The sequence below is a fragment of the Paraburkholderia sp. UYCP14C genome (assembly GCF_004197395.1).
Taxonomy (GTDB): domain Bacteria; phylum Pseudomonadota; class Gammaproteobacteria; order Burkholderiales; family Burkholderiaceae; genus Paraburkholderia.
Genome location: NZ_SELS01000014.1, coordinates 39,031 through 63,977 on the forward strand (window position 1 = coordinate 39,031; position 24,947 = coordinate 63,977).

General features: G+C 67.6%; 21 protein-coding genes. 10 read left to right on the forward strand and 11 right to left on the reverse strand.

The window, feature by feature from the left end; translation table 11 throughout:
* Nucleotides 1–29 precede the first annotated feature (29 nt).
* From cobT to cobC, 3 genes are all read left to right on the forward strand, one after another.
* The gene (gene cobT / locus EVC45_RS15125) at nt 30–1,091 is read left to right on the forward strand and encodes a nicotinate-nucleotide--dimethylbenzimidazole phosphoribosyltransferase (RefSeq protein WP_129958789.1); all 1,062 of its coding nucleotides are present in this window, start codon (nt 30–32) and stop codon (nt 1,089–1,091) included.
* A gap of 73 nt (nt 1,092–1,164) precedes the next feature.
* Nucleotides 1,165–1,941, forward strand: a complete 777-nt coding sequence (locus tag EVC45_RS15130) for an adenosylcobinamide-GDP ribazoletransferase (RefSeq protein ID WP_129958790.1) — start codon at nt 1,165–1,167, stop codon at nt 1,939–1,941.
* On the forward strand, nt 1,926–2,516 hold the full coding sequence (gene cobC / locus EVC45_RS15135; RefSeq protein WP_129958791.1) for an alpha-ribazole phosphatase: 591 nt from the start codon (nt 1,926–1,928) through the stop codon (nt 2,514–2,516). The genes EVC45_RS15130 and cobC overlap by 16 nt, the downstream gene beginning before the upstream one ends.
* 55 nt (nt 2,517–2,571) lie before the next feature.
* Here the strand turns inward: cobC and EVC45_RS15140 are convergent, their stop codons facing one another.
* The 4 genes from EVC45_RS15140 to cobU form a co-directional block, all read right to left on the reverse strand.
* Nucleotides 2,572–3,531, reverse strand: a complete 960-nt coding sequence (locus tag EVC45_RS15140) for a cobalamin-binding protein (protein WP_129958792.1) — start codon at nt 3,529–3,531, stop codon at nt 2,572–2,574.
* A 115-nt stretch (nt 3,532–3,646) separates the two neighbouring features.
* A complete protein-coding gene (gene cobD, locus EVC45_RS15145; protein WP_129958793.1) occupies nt 3,647–4,723 on the reverse strand; it encodes a threonine-phosphate decarboxylase CobD in 1,077 nt (358 codons plus the stop codon).
* 33 nt (nt 4,724–4,756) lie between these two features.
* Nucleotides 4,757–5,698: an adenosylcobinamide-phosphate synthase CbiB gene (gene cbiB / locus EVC45_RS15150; protein WP_129958897.1), complete on the reverse strand. Its 942-nt coding sequence runs from the start codon at nt 5,696–5,698 to the stop codon at nt 4,757–4,759.
* Nucleotides 5,698–6,252: a bifunctional adenosylcobinamide kinase/adenosylcobinamide-phosphate guanylyltransferase gene (cobU, locus tag EVC45_RS15155; protein WP_129958794.1), complete on the reverse strand. Its 555-nt coding sequence runs from the start codon at nt 6,250–6,252 to the stop codon at nt 5,698–5,700. The genes cbiB and cobU overlap by 1 nt, the downstream gene beginning before the upstream one ends.
* A gap of 163 nt (nt 6,253–6,415) precedes the next feature.
* Between cobU and EVC45_RS15160 the strand changes: the two genes are divergently transcribed.
* A complete protein-coding gene (locus tag EVC45_RS15160; RefSeq protein WP_211193422.1) occupies nt 6,416–7,897 on the forward strand; it encodes a cobyric acid synthase in 1,482 nt (493 codons plus the stop codon).
* A 57-nt stretch (nt 7,898–7,954) separates the two neighbouring features.
* On the opposite strand, the gene EVC45_RS15165 is transcribed toward EVC45_RS15160, so the two are convergent.
* A complete protein-coding gene (locus EVC45_RS15165) occupies nt 7,955–8,374 on the reverse strand; it encodes a PaaI family thioesterase (protein WP_129958795.1) in 420 nt (139 codons plus the stop codon).
* Between the two features lie 241 nt (nt 8,375–8,615).
* Here EVC45_RS15165 and EVC45_RS15170 point away from each other — a divergent pair, with 241 nt between their 5' ends.
* Nucleotides 8,616–9,254 carry a ParA family protein gene (locus EVC45_RS15170; protein WP_129958796.1) on the forward strand — a complete coding sequence of 213 codons (639 nt, stop codon included), beginning with the start codon at nt 8,616–8,618 and terminating at the stop codon, nt 9,252–9,254.
* Nucleotides 9,255–9,299: 45 nt separating this feature from the next.
* Here the strand turns inward: EVC45_RS15170 and panD are convergent, their stop codons facing one another.
* From panD to EVC45_RS15190, 4 genes are all read right to left on the reverse strand, one after another.
* Nucleotides 9,300–9,686: an aspartate 1-decarboxylase gene (gene panD, locus EVC45_RS15175; protein ID WP_008924033.1), complete on the reverse strand. Its 387-nt coding sequence runs from the start codon at nt 9,684–9,686 to the stop codon at nt 9,300–9,302.
* A gap of 60 nt (nt 9,687–9,746) precedes the next feature.
* Nucleotides 9,747–10,580, reverse strand: coding sequence for a pantoate--beta-alanine ligase (panC, locus tag EVC45_RS15180; RefSeq protein ID WP_129958797.1), 834 nt, complete (start codon nt 10,578–10,580; stop codon nt 9,747–9,749).
* A gap of 280 nt (nt 10,581–10,860) precedes the next feature.
* Entirely contained in the window at nt 10,861–11,778 is a 918-nt protein-coding gene (locus EVC45_RS15185) for a ScpA family protein (RefSeq protein ID WP_129958798.1), read from the reverse strand.
* A 20-nt stretch (nt 11,779–11,798) separates the two neighbouring features.
* The gene (locus tag EVC45_RS15190; protein ID WP_062126938.1) at nt 11,799–11,984 is read right to left on the reverse strand and encodes a DUF3460 family protein; all 186 of its coding nucleotides are present in this window, start codon (nt 11,982–11,984) and stop codon (nt 11,799–11,801) included.
* Between the two features lie 268 nt (nt 11,985–12,252).
* Here EVC45_RS15190 and EVC45_RS15195 point away from each other — a divergent pair, with 268 nt between their 5' ends.
* The gene (locus EVC45_RS15195) at nt 12,253–14,100 is read left to right on the forward strand and encodes an autotransporter assembly complex family protein (RefSeq protein WP_129958799.1); all 1,848 of its coding nucleotides are present in this window, start codon (nt 12,253–12,255) and stop codon (nt 14,098–14,100) included.
* A gap of 57 nt (nt 14,101–14,157) precedes the next feature.
* Complete coding sequence (locus tag EVC45_RS15200) at nt 14,158–18,621, forward strand: translocation/assembly module TamB domain-containing protein (RefSeq protein WP_129958800.1); 4,464 nt, start codon at nt 14,158–14,160, stop codon at nt 18,619–18,621.
* A gap of 178 nt (nt 18,622–18,799) precedes the next feature.
* Here the strand turns inward: EVC45_RS15200 and metG are convergent, their stop codons facing one another.
* Nucleotides 18,800–20,935 carry a methionine--tRNA ligase gene (gene metG / locus EVC45_RS15205; RefSeq protein ID WP_129958801.1) on the reverse strand — a complete coding sequence of 712 codons (2,136 nt, stop codon included), beginning with the start codon at nt 20,933–20,935 and terminating at the stop codon, nt 18,800–18,802.
* A 401-nt stretch (nt 20,936–21,336) separates the two neighbouring features.
* On the reverse strand, nt 21,337–21,990 hold the full coding sequence (locus EVC45_RS15210) for an OmpA family protein (protein ID WP_129958802.1): 654 nt from the start codon (nt 21,988–21,990) through the stop codon (nt 21,337–21,339).
* A gap of 340 nt (nt 21,991–22,330) precedes the next feature.
* Between EVC45_RS15210 and apbC the strand changes: the two genes are divergently transcribed.
* The 3 genes from apbC (at nt 22,331) to dcd (ending at nt 24,883) form a co-directional block, all read left to right on the forward strand.
* Nucleotides 22,331–23,419, forward strand: coding sequence for an iron-sulfur cluster carrier protein ApbC (gene apbC, locus EVC45_RS15215; protein ID WP_129958803.1), 1,089 nt, complete (start codon nt 22,331–22,333; stop codon nt 23,417–23,419).
* Nucleotides 23,420–23,549: 130 nt separating this feature from the next.
* Nucleotides 23,550–24,086, forward strand: a complete 537-nt coding sequence (locus tag EVC45_RS15220) for a superoxide dismutase family protein (RefSeq protein ID WP_129958804.1) — start codon at nt 23,550–23,552, stop codon at nt 24,084–24,086.
* Between the two features lie 227 nt (nt 24,087–24,313).
* Nucleotides 24,314–24,883, forward strand: coding sequence for a dCTP deaminase (gene dcd / locus EVC45_RS15225; protein ID WP_008924193.1), 570 nt, complete (start codon nt 24,314–24,316; stop codon nt 24,881–24,883).
* The last annotated feature ends 64 nt before the right edge of the window (nt 24,884–24,947 follow it).

The window sequence follows — 24,947 nt, forward strand, 5'->3', positions numbered from 1 at the left end:
CGACCATTTACCTTGTTCCGATCACACCTATGACTCGCACCCCACTCCCGGCCGGTTTGCCCGAAGTCGCGCCGCTCGATCAGACGCTACGCGCCGAGCTGCAACGGATCATCGATACGCGCACCAAACCGCCCGGCAGCCTCGGCCGGCTCGAAACGCTCGCGCGCCAGATGGGCCTGATCCAGCGCAGTACGCGTCCCACCGTGCAGCGTCCCGCGATGATCGTGTTCGCGGGCGATCACGGTATCGCCGCCGAAGGCGTGAGCCCGTATCCGCAAGCGGTGACCGCGCAGATGGTCGCGAACTTCATCGCGGGCGGCGCGGCGATCAACGCGCTCAGTCGCGTCGCGGGTCTCGAACTCGAAGTGGTCAACGCGGGTATCGCGACGCCGTTGCCGTCCACGGACGGGCTCATCGACATTCCGGTCGGACCCGGCACGCGCAACTTCGCGCACGAAGCCGCGATGACGCACGCCGAAGCGCTCGCCGCGATGCAGGCGGGCGCCGCGCGCGTGCGTCATCACGCGGCGCTTGGCACCAACGTGATCGGCTTCGGCGAGATGGGCATCGCCAACACGTCGGCGGCCGCGTGTCTGATGAGCCGCCTGTGCGGCGTGCCGATCGACGATTGCGTCGGCCGCGGCACCGGTCTGGACAATGCCGGGCTCGCGAAGAAGCGCAACGTGCTCGCGTCGGCGCTCGCGCGCCATGCCGACGCATCCGCGCCGCTCGACGTGCTCGCGACCTTCGGCGGCTTCGAGATCGCGATGATGGCGGGCGCGTATCTGGCGGCCGCCGAGGCACGCATGACGATCCTCGTCGACGGCTTCATCGCGACGTCCGCGCTGCTGGTCGCCGATGCGTTGTCGCCCGACGTGCGCGAGTACTGCGTGTTCGCGCATGCGTCGAACGAGGCCGGGCATCGGCGCATGCTCGATCATTTCGGCGCGCAGCCGCTGCTGTCGCTCGACATGCGGCTCGGCGAGGGCACGGGCGCCGCGCTCGCGGTGCCGCTGCTGCGCGCGGCGGTGGGTTTCGTCAACGAGATGGCCAGCTTCGATTCGGCGGGCGTTGCGGATCGCGAACCGTGACGCGCATGAGCACACGCTTCGCGATCACGCGAAGCTCGGCCCGTATCGCTGTGAACATGCACTCGACACGCGCATGAACCCGCTCGCGGAACTTCGCTATTTCTTCACGGCGCTCGGCTATTTCACACGCGTGCCGGTGCCGCGCTGGGTCGGCTTCGAGCCGCATTATCTGAACGCCGCGGCGCGCTATTTTCCGCTCGTCGGCGCGTTGGTCGGCGGCTTCAGCGCGCTCGTCTATCTGGCCGCGCTGCGCGTGTTTCCGGCGGGCGTCGCGGTGCTGCTGTCGATGGCCGCGTCGCTGCTGGTGACGGGCGCGTTCCACGAGGACGGTCTGGCCGATTGTGTCGATGCGTTCGGTGGCGCCTATACGCGAGATGATGCGTTGCGCATCATGCAAGACTCGCGCATCGGTGCTTTCGGTGCCATCGCGCTCGTGATTGCTTTGACGATCAAGTGGCAAACGCTCGCGGCGTTGCCGCCGCTGCGCGCCGCAAGCCTGATGATTGCGGCGCACGGCGCGAGCCGCGCATGCGCGATCAGTTATCTGGCCACGCTCGACTACGTGCGCGCCGCTGGCAAGGCGAAGCCGGTTGCGCAGCGTCTGAGCGGGCCGGCGCTGTCGTGCGCGGCGCTGTTCGGGCTGCCGTGGCTGCTGTGGCCGAACGGCCCTGGTGCGCCCGACTGGCGTTTTGCCGCGCTTACGTGTTTCGTGCTATCCGCGCTGCGCTTCGCGATCGGCCGTTATTTCGTCAGACGCATCGGCGGATATACCGGCGACTGCCTCGGCTTCGCGCAGCAGATCTTCGAATTGAGCATCTATCTGGTGGGGCTTGCATGGATATCGTCCTGATTCGCCATCCCGCTGTCGCGCTCGATGCGGGTATCTGTTACGGCCATAGCGACGTCGCGTTGGCGGAAAATGCCGAGGTTACGTCCAATGCGTTGGCGTTGAAGCTCGCGAACTTGCAGGTGCCGGCGCCACGCGTGCTGATCACGAGCCCGCTCACGCGCTGCGCCGCGCTCGCGGCCGAGATCGCGCACGACTTCGGCTGCGTGGTCAGCCACGACGAGCGTCTGAAGGAAATGGATTTCGGCGACTGGGAAGCGCAGCGCTGGGACACGATCGATCGCGCGCTGCTCGACGACTGGGCCGCCAATTTCGAACATGCGCGCGCGCATGGCGGTGAGAGCGTCGCGCAATTCGTCGCGCGCGTGCGAGCGTGGTTCGATGCGTTCGCGCTGACGCGCGAGCTATCGCCCGCCTACGTGGTCACGCACGCGGGCGTGATGCGCGCGATCGCGTCGTGGGTGCTGGAGGTGCCGTTCGCGCGTTGCCTGCAATGGTCGCTCGATATGACGGGGATCGTCTGGTTGCGGCGTGACGACGAGACGCTGCAATGGTCGCTGGTGCGATGGAATGCGTGACCCGCGTGGTCATCTGGAGAACTGATCTTTTTTTTGGGGCGTATTACGCGGCGCGTCATGGCGCGGGCTGTCTGGTGCGTGAGCGCGCCAGCTCGAGGTCGTCGCACAGTTGCCGCGCGCCTTGCGCAATGCGCGGGGCGGGACGGTTGATCAGATCGCCGTCGATCGCGAACAGATTGTGGTTCGCAACGGCCGCGAGACCCGGCCACGCGCGCCATGTGTCGAGTTGCGGCAGCGTCGTGTCGGGCCGCGTCGCGCCGGGCGCGGCGGTGACGATCGCCTGCGGATTCGCCGCCAGCACCGCTTCGGTCGACACGGTCGGCACCAGCGGCTGCAGGTCCGCGAAGACGTTACGGCCGCCGCATAGCGTGATCACGTCGCTGATCATGTGCTCGCCGTTGAGCGTCATCAGCGGCCGGTCCCATACCTGGTAAAACACGCTGACGGCGGGGCGGTTCGCATACTGCGCGCGTAGACGGGCGATATCGTCGCGATAGGCGGCCGCCGCCGCGTCCGCGCTCGCCGAGGTGCCGAGCAGCCGGCCGAGCTTCGTCAGCGACACGGCGATATCGTCGAGACGGCGCGGCTCGCTGAAAAAGAGCGGCACATGCAGCTCGCGCAAGCGCTCGAGCTGACGCTGCGCATTGCCATGCCGCCACACGACGATGAGGTCCGGCTTCAGCGCGACGATGCGTTCGAGGTCGAGCGACTTGTTGTCGCCGACGCGCGGCAGCTGCTTCGCTTCGGGCGGATAGTCGCTGTACGACACCGCGCCGACCATCTTCGGGCCGCCGCCCGCCGCGTACAGCAATTCGGTCACGTGCGGGGCGAGGCTGATCACGCGCTGCGCGGGCGCGGCGAGCGTTACGGTTGCGCCGGTGTCGTCGGTGACGGTGATCGCGGCGTGCGCGATCTGTGCGCACAGTGCGATCAGCGCGAGCGATGCGGTGCTGAACCAGCGGATCGGGCGGCGCGCGTGCGCGGCAAGGCTGATGGTGCGAGCGGTGCGGGTCATCGGGTGAGGGCGGTTCTTGAAGCGTTCAGAGCACAGAGCGTGAATAACGCTCGCGAAGCGGAATGCGTGAACGCGCCGCAAAGTCGCTTCACTTCCACGCGGCCGGCTGGTCGCGCTATCGGGTCGGTGCAGCATCGAGCGAGCGGACCGCCTGTTGCAACTGTTGTTCGAAGCGGCTCCATTCGGCTGCGTCGCCCGGCAGCCCGAAGCGCACGCTGGCGGATGGCACCCGAAGCGATGGCGGAAAGAGTCGCGTCCACACGCCGCGCCGCGCGAGCGCTTCATGCAGTGCGGCGGCGCGCGCATCGTCGGTCCATGCGAAAAGCGGCGTGCCGCGCGTCCCGAAACCGTGCGCATGCAACAGCCCGGCAAGCCGCGCGCTTTCGTCGATCAGCCGCTCGCGCATCCGCGTTTGCCACGCGGCATCGGCGAACGCGGCGCTCACCGCATGACGCGCGGGACCGCTGACGGTCCACGCGCCCAACCTGTCACGCAACGCGGCGAGCAATGCGGGCGCGCCCAGCACGAACCCCGCGCGCACCCCCGCGAGCCCGAAGAACTTGCCGGGCGAGCGCAACACGACGAGCCCGACAAGATGCGTATGCGCCGCCAGCGACGCGGCGCGCGCGGCCGGCAGCGTATCGGCGAACGCTTCGTCGACGAGCAGCGTGCCGCCGCGTTCGCGCAACTGCGCGTGCCAGTGCAGCAGCCTGGCGGCATCGAGATGCGTGGCGGTCGGATTGTCGGGGTTGACGATCGCGACGTGCATGAGCGCGGCGGGCAACGTGTCGCGATGCGCGTCGAACGGCACGACCTCGTGTCCGGCGCGCGCGAACGCGGGCGCGTACTCGCCGTAGGTCAGCGGCGCGATGCCGACCGTCGCGGGCGGCAGCAACGCCGGTAGCGCGCGAATCGCCGCCTGGCTGCCGGCGACCGGCAGCACGTGCGCGGCATCGGGCGCGCCGTAATAGCGCGCGGCACGCCCGGCAAAGCCGTCGCCTTCGTCGGGCAAACGGCGCCACGCATCGGCGGGCAGCGGCGGCACCGGATAGCCGTGCGGATTGATGCCCGTCGACAGATCGAGCCACTGCGCGTACGGAATGCCGTAGCGTGCCGCGGCTTCGTGCAGGTTGCCGCCGTGTGTGATCGGCGCGCCTGCGGCGTGCTCGCGCGGTTGTGTCGGGTCGGTCATACGCCCATCCCATCCTCACGCGCGTGGTTGCGCTCAACCATGAAACGGCACGCTCAACAAGGCCAGCACGATCAGCACGGCCAGCCAGAGAATCACCGTGCGCTCGACCAGCATCAACGCGGCGCCCACGTGACGCGCCTCGGCGGGATGACCGAAGCCCAACGTGGGCCGATGTTCGAGCGTGCCGTGATACACGGCCGGCCCGCCGATCAGCACGTTCAGGCTGCCGGCGCCGGACGCCATCACCGGGCCGGCGTTCGGGCTGTCCCAGCGCGGCGCCTGCTCGCGCCAACAGCGCCAGGCGGCCAGCGTGTCGCCGAGCAGCGCGTAGCTCGTGGCGGTCAGCCGGGCGGGAATCCAGTTCAGCACGTCGTCGATGCGCGCGGCGGCCCAGCCGAAGCGCAGATAGCGCGGCGTACGATAACCCCACATCGCGTCGAGCGTGTTGGCGAGGCGAAAGCCGAGCGCGCCCGGGCCGCCTGCGAGCGCGAACCAGAACAGCGCGCCGAAGATCGCGTCGTTGCCGTTTTCGAGCGCCGATTCGACCGCGGCGCGCGCGAGCGCGGGTTCGTCGGACTGCGAGGTGTCGCGCGACACGATCCGCGCGGTCAACTCGCGAGCGGCGGGGAGATCATGTTGCCCAAGCGCATGCCCGATCGGCGCGATGTGATCGCGCAGGCTGCGCGCGCCGAGCGCGAACCACAGCAGCGCGACATGCAGCGCGCAGGCCGCGAACAACGGCAGCACGGCGACGAGCCACCACGCGATCAGCACCGGCGGCAGCACCGCGAGCGCCCACGCGGCGAGGCCCTTGAGCCGCAGACGCCGGTCATGATTGAAGCGTGCCTCGAGGCGGGTTGCCAACTTGCCGAAGCCGACCAGCGGATGCCGGCGGCTCGGCTCGCCGAACCAGCGATCGACGGCGACGCCCGCGACCGCGAGCGTCGCGATCAGCGGCATCGTGAGCGGCGGCATCACGCGCGGCTCGCGCTTTTCAGCGCGAGCGGCAATCCTGCGACCATCAGCGTGGCCGCGCTGCTCAACGCGGCGATGCGCTGATTGAGGCGTCCGAGTTCGTCGACGTAAAGACGCGTGGCTTCGCCGAGCGGCACCACGCCGAGGCCGATCTCGTTGCTGACGACGATTATCTTGCCGCGCGCGCCGGCGAGCGCCGCTTCGAGCGCGGCGGCGTGCTCGTAGTAGTGCGACAGCGGCGGCGCCGTGCCGTCGGCGGGGCACAGCAGGTTCGCGAGCCACAGCGTCAGGCAGTCGATCAGCAGACACTGGCCCGGCGCGTCGTGTTGCGCGAGCGCGCCCGCGAGGTCGTCGCCCGCTTCGACGAGCCCCCAATGCGCGGGCCGCCGCTCGCGATGATGCGCGATGCGCGCGCTGAATTCGGCGTCGTCGGTGATGCGGGCAGTGGCGATGTAGGTGACGGGCAGCGCGCTGTCGCTGGCGAGCCGCTCGGCATGCGCGCTCTTGCCCGAGCGGGCGCCGCCGAGGACGAAGGTGAGGTCGCGGGGAGTCATCGTGTGATTGTACCGGCGCGATGGGATAATGCCGCTCGATTGCATCGCATGGCGCGGCTCGCTGCGCGCGGCATGGCAACGTCACTCTCCACCTTCCACCCGCATCCCCGTGACCCGAACGCCCACTCCCTCCGACGCTTTGCCCGTGCCGCGCGGCACGCTGATGATCCAGGGCACCACGTCCGACGCGGGCAAAAGCACGCTGGTCGCGGGACTGTGCCGGCTCGCGCGGCGCGCGGGCGCGCGGGTCGCGCCGTTCAAGCCGCAGAACATGGCGTTGAACAGCGCGGTGACGGTCGACGGCGGCGAGATCGGCCGCGCGCAGGCCTTGCAGGCGCTCGCCGCGGGCATCGACGCGCACACCGATCTGAACCCGGTGCTGCTGAAGCCGACCAGCGATCGCGGCGCGCAGGTGATCATCCACGGCAAGGCGCGCATGAATCTCGACGCGCGCGCGTATCACGACTACAAGCCGGTGGCGTTCGAGGCGGTGCTGGAGTCGTATGCGCGGCTGCGCGCGGCGTATGACACGATCTTCGTCGAAGGCGCGGGCAGTCCGGCCGAGATCAATCTGCGCGAGCGCGACATCGCCAATATGGGTTTCGCGGAGGCGGTCGATTGCCCGGTCGTGCTGGTCGCCGACATCGATCGCGGCGGCGTGTTCGCGCATCTGACGGGCACGCTCGCGTGTCTGTCCGACAGCGAGCAGGCGCGCGTGCGTGGTTTCATCATCAACCGCTTTCGCGGCGACATCGGCCTGCTGAAGCCCGGGCTCGACTGGCTCGAAGCGAAGACCGGCAAGCCGGTGCTCGGCGTCGTGCCGTATCTGCATGGCCTGACGCTCGACGCCGAGGACATGCTGCCGCCCGAGCTGCGCGCGGCGGCGAGCGGTGCTTCGCGCCGGCTGCTGCGGGTGGTCGTGCCGGTGCTGCCGCACATCAGCAATCACACCGACTTCGACGCGTTGCGCGCGCATCCGCAGGTCGATTTTCACTATGTGCGCGCCGGCACGCCGCCGCCGGCCGCCGATCTGATCATCCTGCCGGGTTCGAAGAACGTGCCGGACGACCTCGCGTTTCTGCGCGCGCAGGGCTGGGACGACGTGCTCGCGCGGCATCTGCGCTACGGCGGCCGGGTGATCGGCATTTGCGGCGGCATGCAGATGCTGGGCCGCGAGATCGCCGATCCCCATGGCGTCGAGGGCGCACCCGGCACCTTTGCGGGCTTCGGCTGGCTGGACTTCGCGACGGTGCTCACGCGCGACAAGACGCTGAAGAACGTGAGCGGGCGCCTCGCGCTGCCCGGCGCGCCGGACGTGGCCGGCTACGAGATTCATATGGGCGAGACGCGCGGACCTGCATTGGACACGCCGGCGCTGCGACTCGAGCGTGCTGGCTCGCATCAGGGTGATGCGGACTCTGGCCGTCCCGACGGCGCGTTGTCCGCCGATGGCCAGATTCTCGCGACCTACGTGCACGGGCTGTTCGACACGCCGGCCGCGTGCGCGGCGCTACTCGCGTGGGCGGGTTTGAGCGATGCCGAAGCGCTCGACTATCCGGCGTTGCGCGAGGCGTCGCTGGAACGGCTGGCCGATACGCTCGCCGGGCACGTCGATATGCGCAGGCTGTTCGCCGCGCTGGGGTGACGCTTTGCGCCGGATTATTTCACCGGCTTGAAAGCAGTTGCCGCACGGGCGGTGCGCTCAGTACAGCACCATCTGCGTGCAACGAAACAGCGCGATGGTTTTGCCATCCGGACCGGTGACCGTCGCGTCCCAGACCTGCGTGCTGCGCCCAAGGTGCACACCCTTCGCGACCGCGCGGATCGTGCCCTGCGTCGCGGTGCCGAGGAAGTTGCTCTTCAGCTCGATGGTCGTGAAGTTGCGCGAGTTTTCGGGCAGATGCGCGATGCACGCGTAGCCGCAGGCGGTGTCGGCGAGGCCGATCACGGTGGCCGCGTGCAGGAAGCCGTTCGGCGCGAGCAGCTCCTCGCGCACGGTCAGCTCGGCCACCAGCGTGCCCTCGTCGACGCTCAGCACGCGCAGGCCCAGCAGGTCCGGCAGCTTGCCCTTCTGGCGCTCCTGCAGGCGTTCGACGGTAAATTCCGGGCGCAGTTTGCTCATGAGATTCAGGTCCTTGTCGGAAAAAAACGGCGGGTTGGAGCGGCCGATTCGCGATGCGGGGGCTTCGGCCGCGCTGATTTGCCGATATTATCAACGGCTGAACCGGTGGGCGTACCTGGAGACCGCACTTCGAACGGCAGCGATTGGAGCCCGCCGGCGCCGGTCATGGTGGACCGGCGGCAACGGTGCAATTGCGCGGCAAACCGGCTGGCGTTGGCCAGCCTTCTTTCCGGGAGATTTCATGTCGGTGATCGTGGTGGCGAATCCGAAGGGCGGCGTGGGCAAGAGCACGCTATCGACCAATCTGGCCGGCTATTTCGCCGCGGCGGGCGAATGGGTCGCGCTGGCCGACCTCGACAAGCAGCACTCCGCGCACGCGTGGCTCGAGTTGCGGCCCGACACGCTGCCGGCCATCGAGAGCTGGGAAGTCAATCCCGACACGCCGGCCAAGCCGCCGAAGGGCCTCGAGCACGCGGTCGTCGATACGCCGGCGGGCCTGCACGGCAATCGCCTGAACATCGCGCTCGATCTCGCCGACAAGGTGATCGTGCCGCTGCAGCCGTCGCTGTTCGATATTCTCGCGACCCAGGAATTTCTCGAGCGGCTCGCGAAGGAAAAGGCGGTCAGGAAGGGCGCGATCGAGGTCGGCGTGGTCGGCATGCGCGTCGATGCTCGCACCCGCTCGGCCGAGCAGCTGCATCGTTTCGTCGAGGGATTGAAGCTGCCGGTGCTGGGCTTTCTGCGCGACACGCAGAACTACGTGCAGCTCGCGGCGCACGGCCTGACGCTGTGGGACGTCGCGAAAAGCCGCGTGGAGAAGGATCTGGAGCAGTGGCAGCCGATCGTCGACTGGACGAACGGCACGGGGAAGAAGGGCTGAGGCGGAGGCCGCCCGCCATCAGTCAGGCGTCGAGCCGGGCGTCGCTCAGTTCCAGGCTTGGGTGGGCACGTGGTCGCGGCTGCCCTTGATCTTGTTGTTTTCATCGACGAACACGAGGTCCGGCTTCCAGCCCGCCTTCAGCTCCGCCTCGTCGACCACCGCGAACGCCGCGATGATGACCAGATCGCCGAGCTGCGCGCGACGCGCGGCCGAGCCGTTCAGCGAAATCATGCCGCTGCCGCGCTCGCCCTTGATCGCGTAGGTCGAGAAGCGCTCGCCGTTGTTGATGTTCCAGATGTCGATCCGTTCGTTTTCGACGATGTTCGCCGCTTCGAGCAGGTCTTCGTCGATCGCGCACGAGCCCTCGTAGTGGAGCTCGCAGTGCGTGACCGCGACACGGTGAATCTTCGACTTCAGCATATTGCGTTGCATGATCAATCCAATCCTGTGTGACTGCGCAGTGTAACTGTGTTTGCGCGGGCGGTTGCGGCGTCAGATTTCGAGGTTGTCGATGAGCCGGGTCGCGCCGAGCTTCGCGGCGGCCAGCACGACGAGCGGTGCGTCGGCGTCCTGCGCGCCCGGCGCGATCAGGTTCGAGCGCTTGCGGATCGCGATGTAATCGGGATTCCAGCCGCGTGTCGCCAGCGTAGCTTTGGCCGCCTCTTCGAGCTTCGCGAAGTCGCGCTCGCCCGCGAGCACGGCGTCGCGCACTCTATTGAGTTCGGCGGCCAGCGTCGGCGCCTCGGCGCGCTCGGCGGCCGACAGAAAGCGGTTGCGCGAGCTCAGCGCGAGGCCGTCGGTGTCGCGCACGGTTTCGGCGGCGACGATGTCGGTCGGCAGCGCGAACTGGTGGCACATCTGGCGGACGATCATCAGCTGCTGGTAATCCTTCTTGCCGAACACCGCGACGCGCGGCTGCACGCACGACATCAGCTTCATCACGACGGTACAGACGCCGTGGAAGAAGCCGGGGCGGAATTCGCCCTCGAGGATGTCGCCGAGATCGTGCGGCGGATGCACGCGATACTCCTGCGGCTCCGGATACATGTCCCGTTCGGTCGGCGCGAACAGCACGTAGACGCCTTCCTTCTGCAGCTTCTCGATGTCGGCTTCGAGCGTGCGCGGGTATTTGTCGAAATCCTCGTTCGGGCCAAACTGCAGACGGTTGACGAAGATGCTCGCCACCACCGGGTCGCCGTGCTGGCGCGCGAGGCGCATCAGCGACAGATGACCCTCGTGCAGGTTGCCCATCGTCGGCACAAAGGCCGTGCGATTCTGGCCGCGCAACTGGTCGCGCAATTCATGGATCGAGCTGATGACTTTCATGATCGGACAGGGATAGGCTCGCGCGGCGCGCGATCCGGTTGGCGCAAGACCTGCGGAATCGCGCGGGCCATTGCTTCACCGGCAAATGACGGGTTGGGAGCGCGGATTGTAGTGGATTTGGGCAGCGGACGCACCGAAACGAGGCGTCAGTTTAGAGCGGCGCGCCGTGCAGTTGCCACGGACTTCCCGGTGACGCCCGCCAGGCTTCGTTGAGGCAGTTTGTAGCGATTTTCCCACGGTCCGGCCGTGGTAAGGCCGTCGGAAACCGGTGGTCCGGCCCTCAAGCCGGCAGATACGCGAGCCGCACGTAAATCGGCGCGAACGGTTCCGCCTGGGTGATTTCGACCAGCGATTCACGGCACAGCTCGAGCACGGCGATGAAGTTCACGACCACGACCGGCACGCCGCGGCTCGTGTCGAACAGATCGGAAAACTCGATGAAGCGCGCGTTCTGCAACTGCCGCAGGATCAGGCTCATGTGCTCGCGCACCGACAGCTCCTCGCGCGAAATCTTGTGATGCTGAACCAGCTTCGCGCGCTTGATCACGTCGGCCCACGCGGCGCGCAGGTCGTCGCTGTTCACGTCCGGGAAACGCGGCGTGACGCTCTGCTCGATGTAGACCTCGGCGCGCAGGAAATCGCGCCCGAGCTGCGGCAACTGGTCGATGCGTTGCGCGGCGAGCTTCATCTGCTCGTATTCGAGCAGGCGGCGCACCAGTTCGGCGCGCGGGTCTTCGGCTTCCTCGCCGGTGTCGGCTTTTTTCACCGGCAGCAGCATGCGCGACTTGATCTCGATCAGCATCGCGGCCATCAGCAGATACTCGGACGCGAGTTCGAGATTGGTCTTGCGCAGTTGTTCGACGTAGCCGAGATATTGCTCGGTGACATCCGCCATCGGGATGTCGAGCACGTTGAAGTTCTGCTTGCGGATCAGGTACAGCAGCAGGTCGAGCGGTCCCTCGAAAGTCTCGAGGAACACCTCGAGCGCGTCCGGTGGGATGTACAGGTCGTTCGGCAGCTTGAATAGCGGCTCGCCGTACAGACGCGCGAAAGCGACGCCGTCGACCGTGTCGGGCGTCGAGTCGGTGGCAGGCGTGGAAAGCGCAGTGTCGGACGGTGCCGGGCCGTGGACCGGGCCGTGGACTGGGCCGTGAAGCGGACCGTGAAGCGGACCATGTACCTCGTCGGCGTGACTCATCGTCGGCGTGACTGGGGCGCTTAGAAGTTCTGGTAGTACGAGTAAGGCGTCTGTTCCACGCGCGAAGCTTTCTGCTCGGCGCGCTCTTCCAGATCGATCGGCTGTTTGTCCCACAGCAGTGCGCGGCCTTTGCGTTGCTCGGCCTCCAGACTGGGCTTCTGTTGCTTGAGCTGGTTCAGGAACTGGGTGATGTCCGATTGATACATGGCTCGACGTCCGTGGTGGGTAAGGTGGCGGCTCTCGGGCTGGCCGCTGCGCGGTGCCGCGAGGACGGCGCCGTCGTCCGCGATTTTACCGCATGCGTCGCGCGCGGTCGAAAATCGCCGCGCGGCGCCCATTTTCGAGATGTAGCGTGGGGCTTCGCCGAGGGCATGAGAGGGGCCGATCAGGGTCGCGTTGTGGTCAAATAGCATGCCTCGATCGCGCAACGCGGCCGGGGCGCCAGAATTCACTCATTGAGGCCGGAGGTCCTGTTTGGCGGGAGGTACGATCGACAAGCCGCGTGCGTGGCGCGGCGAGACCGGCCAGACGCACGGGCGCGCGCGTGAGCGCGAGGCGCTCGCGCGGTGCTGGCTACGCGTGTCGCTCGCCTTCGGCCTCCTGATGTTGCTGCTCGCCGTGGGTGAGGCTCACGCGGCCAGCAAGGCACCGAGCTACAAGGTCGAGGTGGTTGCCGAGCCGCGCGCGCTGCGCCGGCTGCTCGAACAGCACCTCGATATCTCACGTTTCGCGAAGCGGTCCGACGTCACCGACGACCAGTTCTCGTTCCTGATCACCGCGACACCGCAGCAGGTGCGCGATCTCGCCGCGACGCAGGGCTATTTCTCGCCGCTCGTCAGCACCGACGTGCGCACCGTCAACAACGTGCGGCAGGTCACCGTGCGCGTCGAGCCGGGCGCGCAGACCAAGGTCACGTCGGTCGATCTGTCGTTTCGCGGCGCGGTGCTGACCGAAGACCCGTCGCGCGAGAACGCGACGCGCTTCGCGTTCTCGCTGCACGAAGGCCAGCCGTTCTCGCAGGGCGACTGGGACGACGCGAAGAACGCGTCGCTGCGCGAGCTGCAATCGCGCCGCTATCTCGCCGCGAAGATCTACCACTCCGAGGCGCTGATCGATCCGCGCACGCACACGGCGAAGCTGTCGGTGGTCTACGACAGCGGGCCGACCTTCACGATGGGCCAACTCGACGTGCAGGGCACACAGCGCTATCCGGAACGCATCGTCCATAACGTCAATCCGATCTCGCCGGGCGACATCTACGACACCCGCACCGTCGCCGAGCTGCAGCGGCAGTTGCAGAACACGCCGTACTTCGCGAGCGTCGCGATCGACCTTGACAACGACCCGACCAAACCGCTCGACACACCCGTGCATGTGAAGGTGTCCGAGTTTCCGTATCACAGCTTCCGCGGCGGCGTCGGCTATTCGACCGACAACGGCGCGCTCGTGCAGGGCGGCTACACCTATCTGAACACCTTCGGTGCGGCGTGGCCGTTCACGATCGAGGGACGCGCCGACCAGATTCAGCAATGGGGGCAGGTCCAGCTGTCGATGCCGCCGGGTCCGCGCGGCTGGACCAACAGCGTGCTCGCGTCGTACACCACCACCGACGTCTCGGACACGCGCATCTACAGCATTCGCGGCGGCATACAGCGCTCGCGCACGTCGCAGTTTCTCGACTACAGCTACTCGCTGCTGTTCTACAACGACCAGCTCAACCAGAACGCGGCGCCGCCGAGCCGCGCGCACGCGTTGGTGCCGGGCTGGTCGTGGACGCGACGCGACACCGACGACCCGTTGTTCCCGCGCCGCGGCAACCTGGTCCACGTCGAGGCGGGCTTCGCGGTCAAGGGGGTGCTCGCCGACCAGTCGTTCATTCGCGGCTACGCGCGCGGTCAGCAGTATTTCCCGATCGGCGTCGACGACATCGTGGTGTTCCGCGCGGAGCTCGGCGGCGTCTTCACGAGCGGTAGCTCGAGCGGCGTTCCGGCATCGCTGCTGTTCCGCGCGGGCGGCTCGAATTCGGTGCGCGGCTACGGCTTCCAGAGCATCGGTAATGACGTCGCCGGCTCGATCCTGCCGACCAAATACCTGGTGACGAGCTCGATCGAATACCAGCACTGGTTCTCGCACAACTGGGGCGCGGCCACGTTCTTCGACATCGGCACCGCGACCGATACCTGGGGCGAGAAAATCTTCTATCCGGGCGTCGGCGTCGGCGCGCGTTGGCGCAGCCCGGTCGGCCCGGTCAATCTCGATCTCGCTTACGGCATCCGCAATAACAGCGTGCGGCCGTATATCACGCTCGGCATCGCGTTCTGACGTGATGACGATAACCCGCTACCTTAATTGCCACGTTATCCGGCACCGCATTCACGCATGACCACCGACGTCACCGACCCGCCCCCCGCGCAGCCGCCCGGCGCCACGCCGCCCGAGCCGCCGGACGGGCAGCCGCCGCCCGACACGCCGCCGCCGAAGCGGCGTTGGGGCTGGCTGCTGCTGAAAACGGTCGCGGGCACGGTGACCGTGCTGATACTGCTCGCGGCGCTCGCGCTCGGCCTGCTGTACGGCGCGCTGACGACCGAGCGCGGCACCGCGTACGCGTGGCACGCGGCCGTGAAGCTGCTCGGCGGCCGGCTCGCCGGCACGCTCGACGGCGGCACGCTCGCGCACGGCGTGCAACTGCGCGACGTGCGCTGGCGCAGCCTCGACGGCAGCGGCACCGACATCGAGATCGACCGCATCGCCGGCAGCTGGGCGCTCGCGCGCGAGCCGTGGCGCTTCACGATCGACTTCCTGCACGTCGGCACGATCGACGCGCGCGTGGGGCCGTCGTCGTCGAGCAGCAATGAGCCATTGAAACTGCCGAAGGATCTGCAACTGCCGATGCAGCTGGAGATCCGCGATGTGCAGGTCGAGCGGCTGCTGCTGCACCAGGGCGGATCGACGACGGAGCTGTCGCGCTTCGCGTTTCATGGACGTAGCGACGGGCGTCATCACGAGGCGGCGATCGATCGGCTCGATACGCCGTTCGGGGCGCTGACGGCAGCGGCGAAGCTCGATGGCGTGCAGCCGTTTCCGCTCAGTGGCGAAGTCGGTTATGCGGGCAAGGTCAACGATGAAGCGGTGCAGGTGGACGGTCACCTGAGCGGCACGCTCGAGCAGCTCATCGCCGAACTCGATGCGAGCGGCATGAAGCTCGCCGGTCACGCGCGGGTCGAAGCGGCGCCGTTCGCCGCGGTGCCGTTGCAGCGCGCGACGCTGAGCTTCGATCATGTGAATCCGCAGGCTTTTGCGCCGGGGGCGCCGTTGGCCGACCTGGCGGTGCGCGCGGAGTTGCAGCCGGTGGAGCCCGGCGCGGCGAGCGCGGCCGGAGCGGCCAGCGTGCCCGGCGCGGCCAGCACGGCCAGCCCCGCCAGCCCCGCCAGCCCCGCCAGCCCCGCCAGCCCAGCCAGCCCCGCCAGCCCCGCCAGCCCAGCCAGCCCCGCCAGCACGGCCAGCACGGCCAGCGCGGCCAAACCGTCGGCCGCCAGCCATCCGCACCACCTCTTCGGCGGCCACCCCGCGCCGACCACACCGGCGGCGGGTTTCGCCGTCGCCGGCCACATCTCGATCGTCAACGCGAAACCCGGTGCGATAGACCAGAAACTGCTGCCGCTGATCGACGCGAACGCCGACGTGCGCCTCGACGCGCACACGCAAAGCATCTCGAACCTGAACGTGCGGCTCGTGCGCAACGCGACGCTCACCGGCGGCGGCGCGCTGAGCGGCCGGCACGGCCAGCTCGATCTGAAGGTCGCGCGGCTCGACCTGAACGCGCTGCAGGCGACGGTGCGGCCGACGCAACTGTCCGGCCCGATCGGCATCCGCCTGAACGACGACATCCAGACCTTGACGCTCGATCTCGCCGACCCCGCCGCCGCGCTGCGCGCCCAGGGCAAGATCACGTTCGACCCGGCCCGCATCAGCTTCAACGACGTGCGCGTCACGTCGGGCCGCGGCCGCATCGATCTGTCGGGCGCGCTGAAGCACGATCCGAACTCGACCTACAACCTGAAGGCGCAGCTGACCGATTTCGATCCGCTGTCGCTGACCTCGCAGATGCCGGCGCGCACGCCAGTCGCGACCGCCGGCGCGCCCGCCGCGAGCGGCGGCCAGCGCGAGCGGCAAGCGCAGGCCGCGGCGCTCGCGGGCAGCACCGCCGGCGCGAAGAGCGCGGCGCCCGGCGATCAGGCCGCGGCCATCGCGAAGAACGCCGCGAAAGCCGCCGTGCAGACCGAAGTGCTCGAGCGCAGGACGTCACCGCCCGCGCCGCGCGCGGCCCATGCGCCCCGCGCAGCGGCGCACGCGACCGCGCCGGCGCGCCGGATCGAGGCACGCGTGAACGCCACGCTCACGGCGGCCGGGGTGCTCGCACCGGTCTTCACGACGCGCGCCGAATTCAAGCTGGGCCCGAGCGTCTACGACGACCTGCCGCTCACCGGCGGCGGCACGGTCCAGCTGGCCGGCTCACGAATCCTGCCGAGCCACGCCAATCTTTCCGTGGCGGGCAACCAGGTCAATCTGCAAGGCAGCTTCGGCGCGGCCGGCGACCGGCTGCGCTTCGCCATCGACGCGCCGCAGCTCGATCGGCTCGGTTTCGGCATCGCGGGCGCGATCGCCGCCGACGGCGACCTCACCGGCTCGTTCGCGCACCCGAACGTGACGCTGAACTACAAGGCCGACAGCGTCGTATTCGCGAGCAACCGCGTCGGCCACGCGGAAGGCCACGCCGAGTTGCGCGACGGTGCGAACGGCGCGCTCGCGTTCACGACCGACGCGCGCAATCTCAGCGCAGGCGGCGTCGACCTCGCCACGCTGACCGCCCGCCTGTCCGGCACGCGCGCGAACCACACGCTCGAAGCCGCCGCGACCGGCAAGCTGCAGGAGCGGCCGCTCGATCTCACGCTTGCCGCCCACGGCAAGCTTACCGACACGCGCGACGGCTCGCGCTGGGACGGCACCGTCACGCGTCTGCAGAATCGTGGCACGCCGGCGCTCAATCTCGAAGCGCCGCTTGCGGTCAGCGCCGGGCCGGGGCACCTGACGCTCGGCGCGACGCATCTGACGATCGAAGGCTCGGTGCTGACCCTGAAGTCGTTCGCGTTCGATCACGGCCGCATCCAGTCGGCCGGCAGCCTGACCGACGTGTCGGTTGCGCACTTGCAGGAGCTGCGCCGCCAGATCACCGGCGAGCCGCCTCACGTGCGCACCGACCTCGTGTTCGACGGCGACTGGGATTTCTCGCTCGGCGCGACGGCGAGCGGCTACGTCGAGCTGCGCCGGCGCAGCGGCGACGTGACGGTCGAGATCGGCCGCGGCCTCGCGTCGATGGGCATCGGCGCGATCCGCGCGCGCGCCGAGTTCACCGGCGGCAACCGGCTCAACGCGACCGTGCATGCGCAGGCGAGCCGGGTCGGCGTGATCGATGCCGACGCGCACACGCCGCTCGTGCTGCGCGACGGCATGTTGAACGTCGATCCGCAAAGCGCGCTGTCGGGCACCGTGAACGCGAACGTGCCGTCGCTGCGCACGACGGGCGGCCTGCTCGGCCCCAGCTATCTGCTCGACGGCCGTCTCGCGCTGAAGCTCGCGCTCGGCGGCACGGTCGGCAAGCCGAACGTGACCGGCGCGCTGACCGGCGACGGCCTGTCCGCGACGGTCGTGAGCCAGGGCGTGCAACTGAAGGACGGGGTCGTGCGCATCGCGCTGTCGCAGAACATGGTGGACTTCCAGCAGGTCGAGTTTCATGGCGCGAGCGGCACGCTGCGCGCGACCGGCCGCGTGCGTCTCGACAGCTCGGAGCCCGACATGACCGCGAGCATCGTCGCGGACAAGCTCGATGTGTTCGCGTCGCCGGACCGCCATCTGTCGCTGTCGGGCAGCGCGAACATCTCGAACGGCGGGGTGGAGCGCGGCCCGGTGATCAACGGCAAGTTCGTGGTCGACAGCGCGCTGTTCGATCTGCCCGAGCAGGCCGCGCCGAGCCTCGGCGACGACGTTGTGATCATCCGCCCGGACGGCACGCGCTCGGGTGGCCGGCTGCCTCCGATCGAAGGCGGCGAGCGGCCGGCGAGCCCGTTCGCGCCGCGCGCCAACATCGAGATCGGCCTCGGCAACAACTTCCGCTTCCGCGGCAAGGGCGCCGATCTCGGCCTCGCCGGTACGATCACCGCGACGAGCGCGCCCAATACGCCGCTGCGCGCGGTCGGCAACGTGCGCGTGACGCCGGGTTCGACCTACACCGCGTTCGGCCGCAAGCTCGCGATCGAGAACGGCTTCTTCACGTTCAACGGTCCGGTCACGAATCCGGGCATCAACATCCTCGCGATGCGCCGCAACCAGCAGGTCGAGGCCGGCGTGCAGGTGACGGGCACGCTGCAAGCGCCGGTCGCGCGGCTCCTGTCGGAGCCGAACGTGCCGGACAACGAAAAGCTGTCGTGGCTGCTGTTCGGCCATGGCACCGACCAGGGCAACAACCTCGGCCAGCAGAGCACGATGACGACCGCGCTCGCGCTGCTCGGCAGCGCGACGGGCGCGCGGATCGCGCAGACGGTCGGGCTCGACGAGTTTTCGATCGGCCGCAGCGATGTCGGCCTGACCGATCCGCAAGTCGTGATGGTGTCGAAGGCGATCAACGAGTGGCTCGTGATCGGCTACGAGCAGGGGCTGCAGTCGGCGAGCAACGCGATCAAGGCGACGATCAATCTGTCGCGGTACTGGTCGCTGGTCGTTTATGGCGGCACGTTCTATGGCGTCGACGTGCTGTACACGCGGCGCTTCGATCGGATCACGTGGTGATGGGGGCGGCGTGCCACACCGAGCCACGCCGCGTTGGTCGCCTCACGCGACCGGCAGCGCGGACCTGACCGTGGCAACCTGATCGCCGTTGCCAGGCCGCAAAAGAAAACGGCACGCTTTTTTTCGAGCGTGCCGTTTTTCATATCTGCGGCAAAGCGCCTGAAACGCGCCGCGCGTGTTACTTCACGCGCATGCCGGGCTTCGCGCCGCTATGCGGCTCGAGCACGTAGAGGCCCGGTTCGGCCTTCTCGTCCGCCGCCGATGCCGCCAGCACCATGCCCTCGGACATGCCGAACTTCATCTTGCGCGGTGCGAGGTTCGCGACCATCACGGTCAGCTTGCCGATCAGCTGCTCCGGCTGATAGGCGGACTTGATGCCCGAGAACACGTTGCGGGTCTTCTCTTCGCCGACGTCGAGCGTCAGTTGCAGCAGCTTGTCCGAGCCTTCCACCGCCTTGCAGTCGACGATCTTCGCGATGCGCAGATCGATTTTCGCGAAGTCGTCGATCGAGATGATGCCGGACTCTTCTTCGTGCGCAGCAGCGACCGCCTTGGCGTGCGCCTTCGCCTTGGCCTTCGCGTCGGCCGGCGCCGCTTCGGGCGTGGCTTGCAGCGAGTCGCGGTTGGCCGCGAGCAGCGCCTCGATCTGCTTCGGATCGACGCGCGTCATCAGATGCTTGTACGCGTTGATCGGACGCGCCGAGCTGAGCGGCACGGCGGCGTCGGCCCACACCAGCGGCTCGATGCCGAGGAAGGCCTCGACCGCTTCGGCGAGCTTCGGCAGCACCGGCTTCAGCGCCAGCGACAGCAGACGGAACGCCTCGATGCTGACGCTGCAGGTCTCGTGCAGCGCGACCGCGTTGGCCGGGTCTTTCGCCTGATCCCAGGGCTTTGCGGTATCGACGTAGGCGTTGACCGAGTCGGCGAGCTCCATGGTCTGACGCAGCGCGCGGCTGTACTCGCGCGCTTCGTAGTGCGCGGCGATCTGCGGCAGCGCCGCGCGCAGCGTGCCCAGCAGCGGATGATGCATCGCGCTGTCCTGCACGCGGCCGTCGAAGCGCTTGATCAGGAAGCCGGCCGCGCGGCTCGCGATGTTCACGTATTTGCCGACCAGATCGCTGTTCACGCGTGCCTGGAAGTCGTCGAGGTTCAGGTCGAGGTCTTCCATCGTGCTGTTCAGCTTGGCCGCGAAGTAGTAGCGCAGCCATTCCGGATTCAGGCCGGTGTCGATCACGCTTTGGGCGGTGATGAAGGTGCCGCGCGATTTCGACATCTTCGCGCCGTCGACGGTCAGAAAGCCGTGCGCGAACACGTTGGTCGGCGTGCGATGGTTCGAGAACTCGAGCATCGCGGGCCAGAACAGCGTATGGAAATACAGGATGTCCTTGCCGATGAAGTGGTACTGCTCGGCGGTCGAGCCCTTGCGGACCCACGCGTCGAAGTCGAGGCCGCGCTTTTCGGCGAGATTCTTGAAGCTCGCGTAGTAGCCGACCGGCGCGTCGAGCCACACGTAGAAATACTTGCCGGGCGCGCCCGGAATCTCGAAGCCGAAGTACGGCGCGTCGCGCGAGATGTCCCAGTCGGCGAGCTTGGCTTCGCCGGCCTCGCCGAGCCATTCGCGCATCTTGTTGGTCGCTTCCGGCTGCGCGAGGCCGCTGACCCACGCGCGCAGGAAGTTCTCGCAGCGCGGATCGGACAGGCGGAAGAAGTAGTGCGTCGAGGTCTTGCGGATCGGCGTGGCACCCGACACGACCGAGTACGGATTGACGAGCTCGGTGGGCTGGTAGGTCGAGCCGCAGACTTCGCAACTGTCGCCGTATTGGTCTTTCGCGCCGCATTTCGGGCACTCGCCCTTGATGAAGCGGTCCGGCAGGAACATTTCCTTGACCGGGTCGTACGCCTGTTCGATCTCGCGCGCGTCGATCAGCCCCGCTTCCTTCAGCGCGAGGTAGACGCTTTCGCTGAGCACGCGGTTTTCGTCGGAATCGGTCGAGTAGTAGTTGTCGAACGAAATGCCGAAGCTGTCGAAGTCGCGCTTGTGTTCCAGCCACACGCGATCGATCAGCTGCTTCGGCGTCAGACCTTCTTTTTCCGCGCGCAGCATGACCGGCGTGCCGTGCGTGTCGTCGGCGCCGACGTAGTAGACCTCGTGGCCGTGCATTCGCAGCGCCCGGACCCAGATGTCCGTCTGGATATATTCGACCAGATGGCCGATATGAATCTGCCCGTTCGCATACGGAAGGGCCGACGTGACGAGAATCTGACGGCGGCCGGACGGCGCGCCTGCTGGGAGGTCGGTGGCGGGTGCTGACATAACGATTGGGGGTGCCTGCGGGGGGACGAAACGATGATTTTAGCAGGGCGCACGCCGCACGCGGGCCGGGCGCGGCGGGCTGGACGAACTGAGCGGAAGGGATGGGCGCGGCGGTGGGGGACAGCCAGGAGCGACGCCTGGCGAGGCGGGGTGCAAAACCGCGCGGGCAAAAAAAAACCGGGGTCGATAAACCCCGGAGCAACAACGACAAGAGGAGAATGGTGACGTGACGGCTTCGCCAGCCACGTACCGTAAAGACAGACCGCGGATTTCCCGCAGAGTTCGAAATATTTTTCGAACCGTCGATAAAACGGTCCGGCAGTTCGTTCCGCCCGCCAGCCGGGCGCGTGCGGCTGACGAGCCCGGACAGCCCGGCGGCGCCTTCTCCTCGGGACTTGCCCTTATTGGGTCGCGTGCTGGGCGGTGGCGCGCAGATAGATTTCTACGCGACGGTTCGCCGCACGGCCGGCTTCGGTGTTGTTGTCGGCGATCGGCTGGTTCGGGCCCATGCCGGTGGCCGACAGACGCTGCGGCGCGATACCCCGTTGCGCCAGATAGCCGGTCACGCTCTCCGCGCGGTTGACCGACAGCGTCTGGTTGTATTGCAGCGAGCCGGTGTTGTCCGTATGGCCGACGACCGACGCGACCACTTCCGGATTCTGCTGCAGCGTCTGCGCGAGCTGGTCGAGCACTGGCGCGAACGTCGGCTTGATCGCATAGCTGCTGGTGTCGAACGTGACCGAACTCGGGATGTTCAGCTTGAGCGAGCCGTCCGGCTGCTCGGTGATCTGCGTGCCGGTGCCCTTGGTCGCGCCCGACATGCGGTTGCGGATGTTGTCCCAGTTGTAGCCGGTGATGCCGCCCACCGCCGCGCCGGTGGCCGCGCCGATCGCCGCGCCCTTGCCGCCGCCGAAGATCGCGCCGATCGCCGCGCCGGCACCGGCGCCCACGCCCGTACCGACGGCCGTGTTGGTGCCCTGTTGGGTTGCGCAGCCTGCCAACAGCGAGCCGGCCACGGCGAATACGGCCACGCGAGTCATGCTTCTTGCATTCATCTTGATTTCCTTTTGAGTGCGAATAAACCAGCGGGTAGCGGTCAGTCTATGCAGTGAACATTACGGCAATGCAGCGACCACTCAGAAAGTTCGGAGGCGACTCCTGCGCCTTGCTTCGCGCGGTCCGACAGCGAAGAAGGGTCTTCGGGCACCGTGTGCCGTCAGACACTACAATAATGCCTGAAACACACAGCGATGCGACCCTACGGCGTCCCGCGTGCCCGGAAGGGTGCCCGGCACGTCGGATTTTCGCAATGCCACATAACAATTTCTTGCAAATTCCGCCGCGTGGGCGATCGGTCCAACTCGCCGCGCCGCACCTCTTCCCCACGGAGTATCAATGAGTATCGATCGGGCTTTGGTCGACGCCGCCGTCGCGGCCGTCACTGACCCCAACACCGGCGCGCCGTACGCGGCCGCGAAGAGCATCCGCAGCGTGGTCGTGGAGGGCGACGCGGTCAGCCTTCAGGTCATGCTCGGCTACCCGGCAAAGAGCCAGTACGACGCGATCCGCCAGCAGTTCGCCGACGCGTTGCGCGCGGTGCCGGGCGTCGCGGACGTGCGCGTCGAGGTTTCGCAACAGATCGCCGCGCATACCGTGCAGCGCGGCGTGAAGCTGCTGCCCGGCGTGAAGAACATCGTCGCGGTCGCGTCGGGCAAGGGCGGCGTCGGCAAGAGCACGACCGCCGTCAATCTCGCGCTCGCGCTCGCGAGCGAGGGCGCGTCGGTCGGCATTCTCGACGCCGACATCTACGGCCCGTCGCTGCCGACCATGCTCGGCATCGAGGGCCGCCCCGAATCGCCGGACGAAAAATCGATGAATCCGATGACCGGCCACGGCGTGCAGGCCAACTCGATCGGCTTTCTGATCGAGGCGGACAACCCGATGGTGTGGCGCGGCCCGATGGCGACCTCGGCGCTCGAGCAGCTGCTGCGCCAGACCAACTGGCACGAACTCGACTACCTGATCGTCGACATGCCGCCGGGCACCGGCGACATCCAGCTGACGCTCGCGCAGCGCGTGCCGGTCACGGGCGCGGTGATCGTCACGACGCCGCAGGACATCGCACTGCTCGATGCGAAGAAAGGCCTGAAGATGTTCGAGAAGGTCGGCATTCCGATCCTCGGCATCGTCGAGAACATGGGCCTGCACATCTGCTCGAACTGCGGCCACGAGGAGCACATCTTCGGCGCCGGCGGCGGCGAGCGCATGGGCAAGGAATACGGCGTCGACGTGCTCGGCAGCCTGCCGCTCGACATCACGATCCGCGAGCAGGCCGACTCGGGCCATCCGACGGTCGTCGCGGACCCGAACGGGCGCATCGCGGAGATCTATCGCTCGATCGCGCGCAAGGTCGCGGTGCATATCGCCGAACGCGCGCGCGACATGAGCTCCAAGTTCCCGAACATCGTCGTGCAGAACACCTGAGCGGCCGTCGGGGCGAGGGGTTAGGGGTGATCTCGATCCCTATTTTCACGAACTCTCGCGGTATCATGTCGACTTCACGAGTTCGGCTCGGCGGCCGCAGGGGCGGCCGCCAGGCCGGCAAGAGGATCGCATGGGAAAACGAATCGACGGGCACGCGGTACATGCGTTCATCGTCCTGACTGCCGGCTGTGTGCTGTTGAGCGGCTGTGGCGTATTCCTGAGGCCACAGGAAAAGCGCGCCGACGCGCAATTGCTGCCCACCGTGGGCAATCAGGCGCATGGCCTCGTGACCTTTATCGAGCACTCGGACGGCGTCCAGGTCACCTACAATCTCACCGGCTTGCCGCCCAATAGCGACCACGCGCTGCAGGTGCACGAGCGCGGCGACTGCAACGCCGCCGACGGCTCCAGCGCCGGCCCGGTGTTTTCGCCGGCGGCCGAACGGCTCAAGACAGGCGCGCGCGTCGAGGGCGATCTCGGCAACATCCATGCGGACGCGAACGGCGTGGCCACCGGCTTCATCGTCGCGCCGGACGTGTCGCTCGACGGCATCCGCTCGGTGCTGCAGCGCGCGGTGCTGCTGCACCACGACGCGACCGATCCCTACGCCTACCCTCAGCATGGCGCCGGCACGGCGATCGCCTGCGGCGTGATTCGCCAGCAGTGAACGGCGGGCGAGCTTCGGCCGCCGAGCCACCGCCCGGTGGCGCGCCGCGCAATGCCGCCGCGCCTGTCAGTAGACACCCCTTGAAGGGCGCGCCTGGCGCCATCGGCGGCAGCGTTTCCGTGATCGCGTAAAATAAGCGGCCTTCGCCGGCTGGGCGCCGTAGCGCCGCCGGCCGATTTCATCTACCTTTCGTCACACCTGATATTCACGTCGAGCAGCTCTCACCTATGACCATCAAATCTGACAAGTGGATCCGGCGCATGGCCGAGTCGCACAAGATGATCGAGCCGTTTGCGCCCGATCAGGTTCGCGTCTCCGAAGACGGCCGGAAGATTGTCAGCTACGGCACTTCGAGCTACGGCTACGACATCCGCTGCGCCGACGAATTCAAGATCTTCACCAACATCAACTCGACGATCGTCGATCCGAAGAACTTCGACGAGAAGTCGTTTGTCGATTTCAAGGGCGACGTCTGCATCATCCCGCCGAATTCGTTCGCGCTCGCGCGCACGGTCGAGTATTTCCGCATTCCGCGCAGCGTGCTGACCGTGTGTCTCGGCAAGTCGACGTACGCGCGCTGCGGGATCATCGTCAACGTGACGCCGTTCGAGCCGGAATGGGAAGGGCACGTCACGCTCGAATTCTCGAATACGACACCTTTGCCTGCGAAAATCTACGCGAACGAAGGCGTCGCCCAGGTGCTGTTTTTCGAAAGCGACGAAATTTGTGAAACGTCGTACGCGGATCGCGGCGGCAAGTATCAAGGTCAGCACGGCGTCACGTTGCCGAAAACGTGAGCTCGGCAGCGTCTTGACCCACCAGTAATTCGGGTGACCGCTGCGCTTTCTACATAACGCAGCG

Excerpts from the sequence above, each read along its gene's own strand:
- cobT (WP_129958789.1), top strand. The coding sequence starts at position 30 with ATGACTCGCACCCCACTCCCGGCCGGTTTGCCCGAAGTCGCGCCGCTC.
- panC (WP_129958797.1), bottom strand. The coding sequence starts at position 10,580 with ATGAAAGTCATCAGCTCGATCCATGAATTGCGCGACCAGTTGCGCGGC.
- EVC45_RS15160 (WP_211193422.1), top strand. The coding sequence starts at position 6,416 with ATGATCCAGGGCACCACGTCCGACGCGGGCAAAAGCACGCTGGTCGCG.
- EVC45_RS15220 (WP_129958804.1), top strand. The coding sequence starts at position 23,550 with ATGGGAAAACGAATCGACGGGCACGCGGTACATGCGTTCATCGTCCTG.
- EVC45_RS15130 (WP_129958790.1), top strand. The coding sequence starts at position 1,165 with ATGAACCCGCTCGCGGAACTTCGCTATTTCTTCACGGCGCTCGGCTAT.
- EVC45_RS15185 (WP_129958798.1), bottom strand. The coding sequence starts at position 11,778 with ATGAGTCACGCCGACGAGGTACATGGTCCGCTTCACGGTCCGCTTCAC.
- cobC (WP_129958791.1), top strand. The coding sequence starts at position 1,926 with ATGGATATCGTCCTGATTCGCCATCCCGCTGTCGCGCTCGATGCGGGT.
- EVC45_RS15210 (WP_129958802.1), bottom strand. The coding sequence starts at position 21,990 with ATGAATGCAAGAAGCATGACTCGCGTGGCCGTATTCGCCGTGGCCGGC.
- EVC45_RS15165 (WP_129958795.1), bottom strand. The coding sequence starts at position 8,374 with ATGAGCAAACTGCGCCCGGAATTTACCGTCGAACGCCTGCAGGAGCGC.
- apbC (WP_129958803.1), top strand. The coding sequence starts at position 22,331 with ATGAGTATCGATCGGGCTTTGGTCGACGCCGCCGTCGCGGCCGTCACT.
- metG (WP_129958801.1), bottom strand. The coding sequence starts at position 20,935 with ATGTCAGCACCCGCCACCGACCTCCCAGCAGGCGCGCCGTCCGGCCGC.
- EVC45_RS15170 (WP_129958796.1), top strand. The coding sequence starts at position 8,616 with ATGTCGGTGATCGTGGTGGCGAATCCGAAGGGCGGCGTGGGCAAGAGC.
- cbiB (WP_129958897.1), bottom strand. The coding sequence starts at position 5,698 with ATGCCGCCGCTCACGATGCCGCTGATCGCGACGCTCGCGGTCGCGGGC.
- panD (WP_008924033.1), bottom strand. The coding sequence starts at position 9,686 with ATGCAACGCAATATGCTGAAGTCGAAGATTCACCGTGTCGCGGTCACG.
- cobU (WP_129958794.1), bottom strand. The coding sequence starts at position 6,252 with ATGACTCCCCGCGACCTCACCTTCGTCCTCGGCGGCGCCCGCTCGGGC.
- dcd (WP_008924193.1), top strand. The coding sequence starts at position 24,314 with ATGACCATCAAATCTGACAAGTGGATCCGGCGCATGGCCGAGTCGCAC.
- EVC45_RS15200 (WP_129958800.1), top strand. The coding sequence starts at position 14,158 with ATGACCACCGACGTCACCGACCCGCCCCCCGCGCAGCCGCCCGGCGCC.
- EVC45_RS15140 (WP_129958792.1), bottom strand. The coding sequence starts at position 3,531 with ATGACCCGCACCGCTCGCACCATCAGCCTTGCCGCGCACGCGCGCCGC.
- cobD (WP_129958793.1), bottom strand. The coding sequence starts at position 4,723 with ATGACCGACCCGACACAACCGCGCGAGCACGCCGCAGGCGCGCCGATC.
- EVC45_RS15190 (WP_062126938.1), bottom strand. The coding sequence starts at position 11,984 with ATGTATCAATCGGACATCACCCAGTTCCTGAACCAGCTCAAGCAACAG.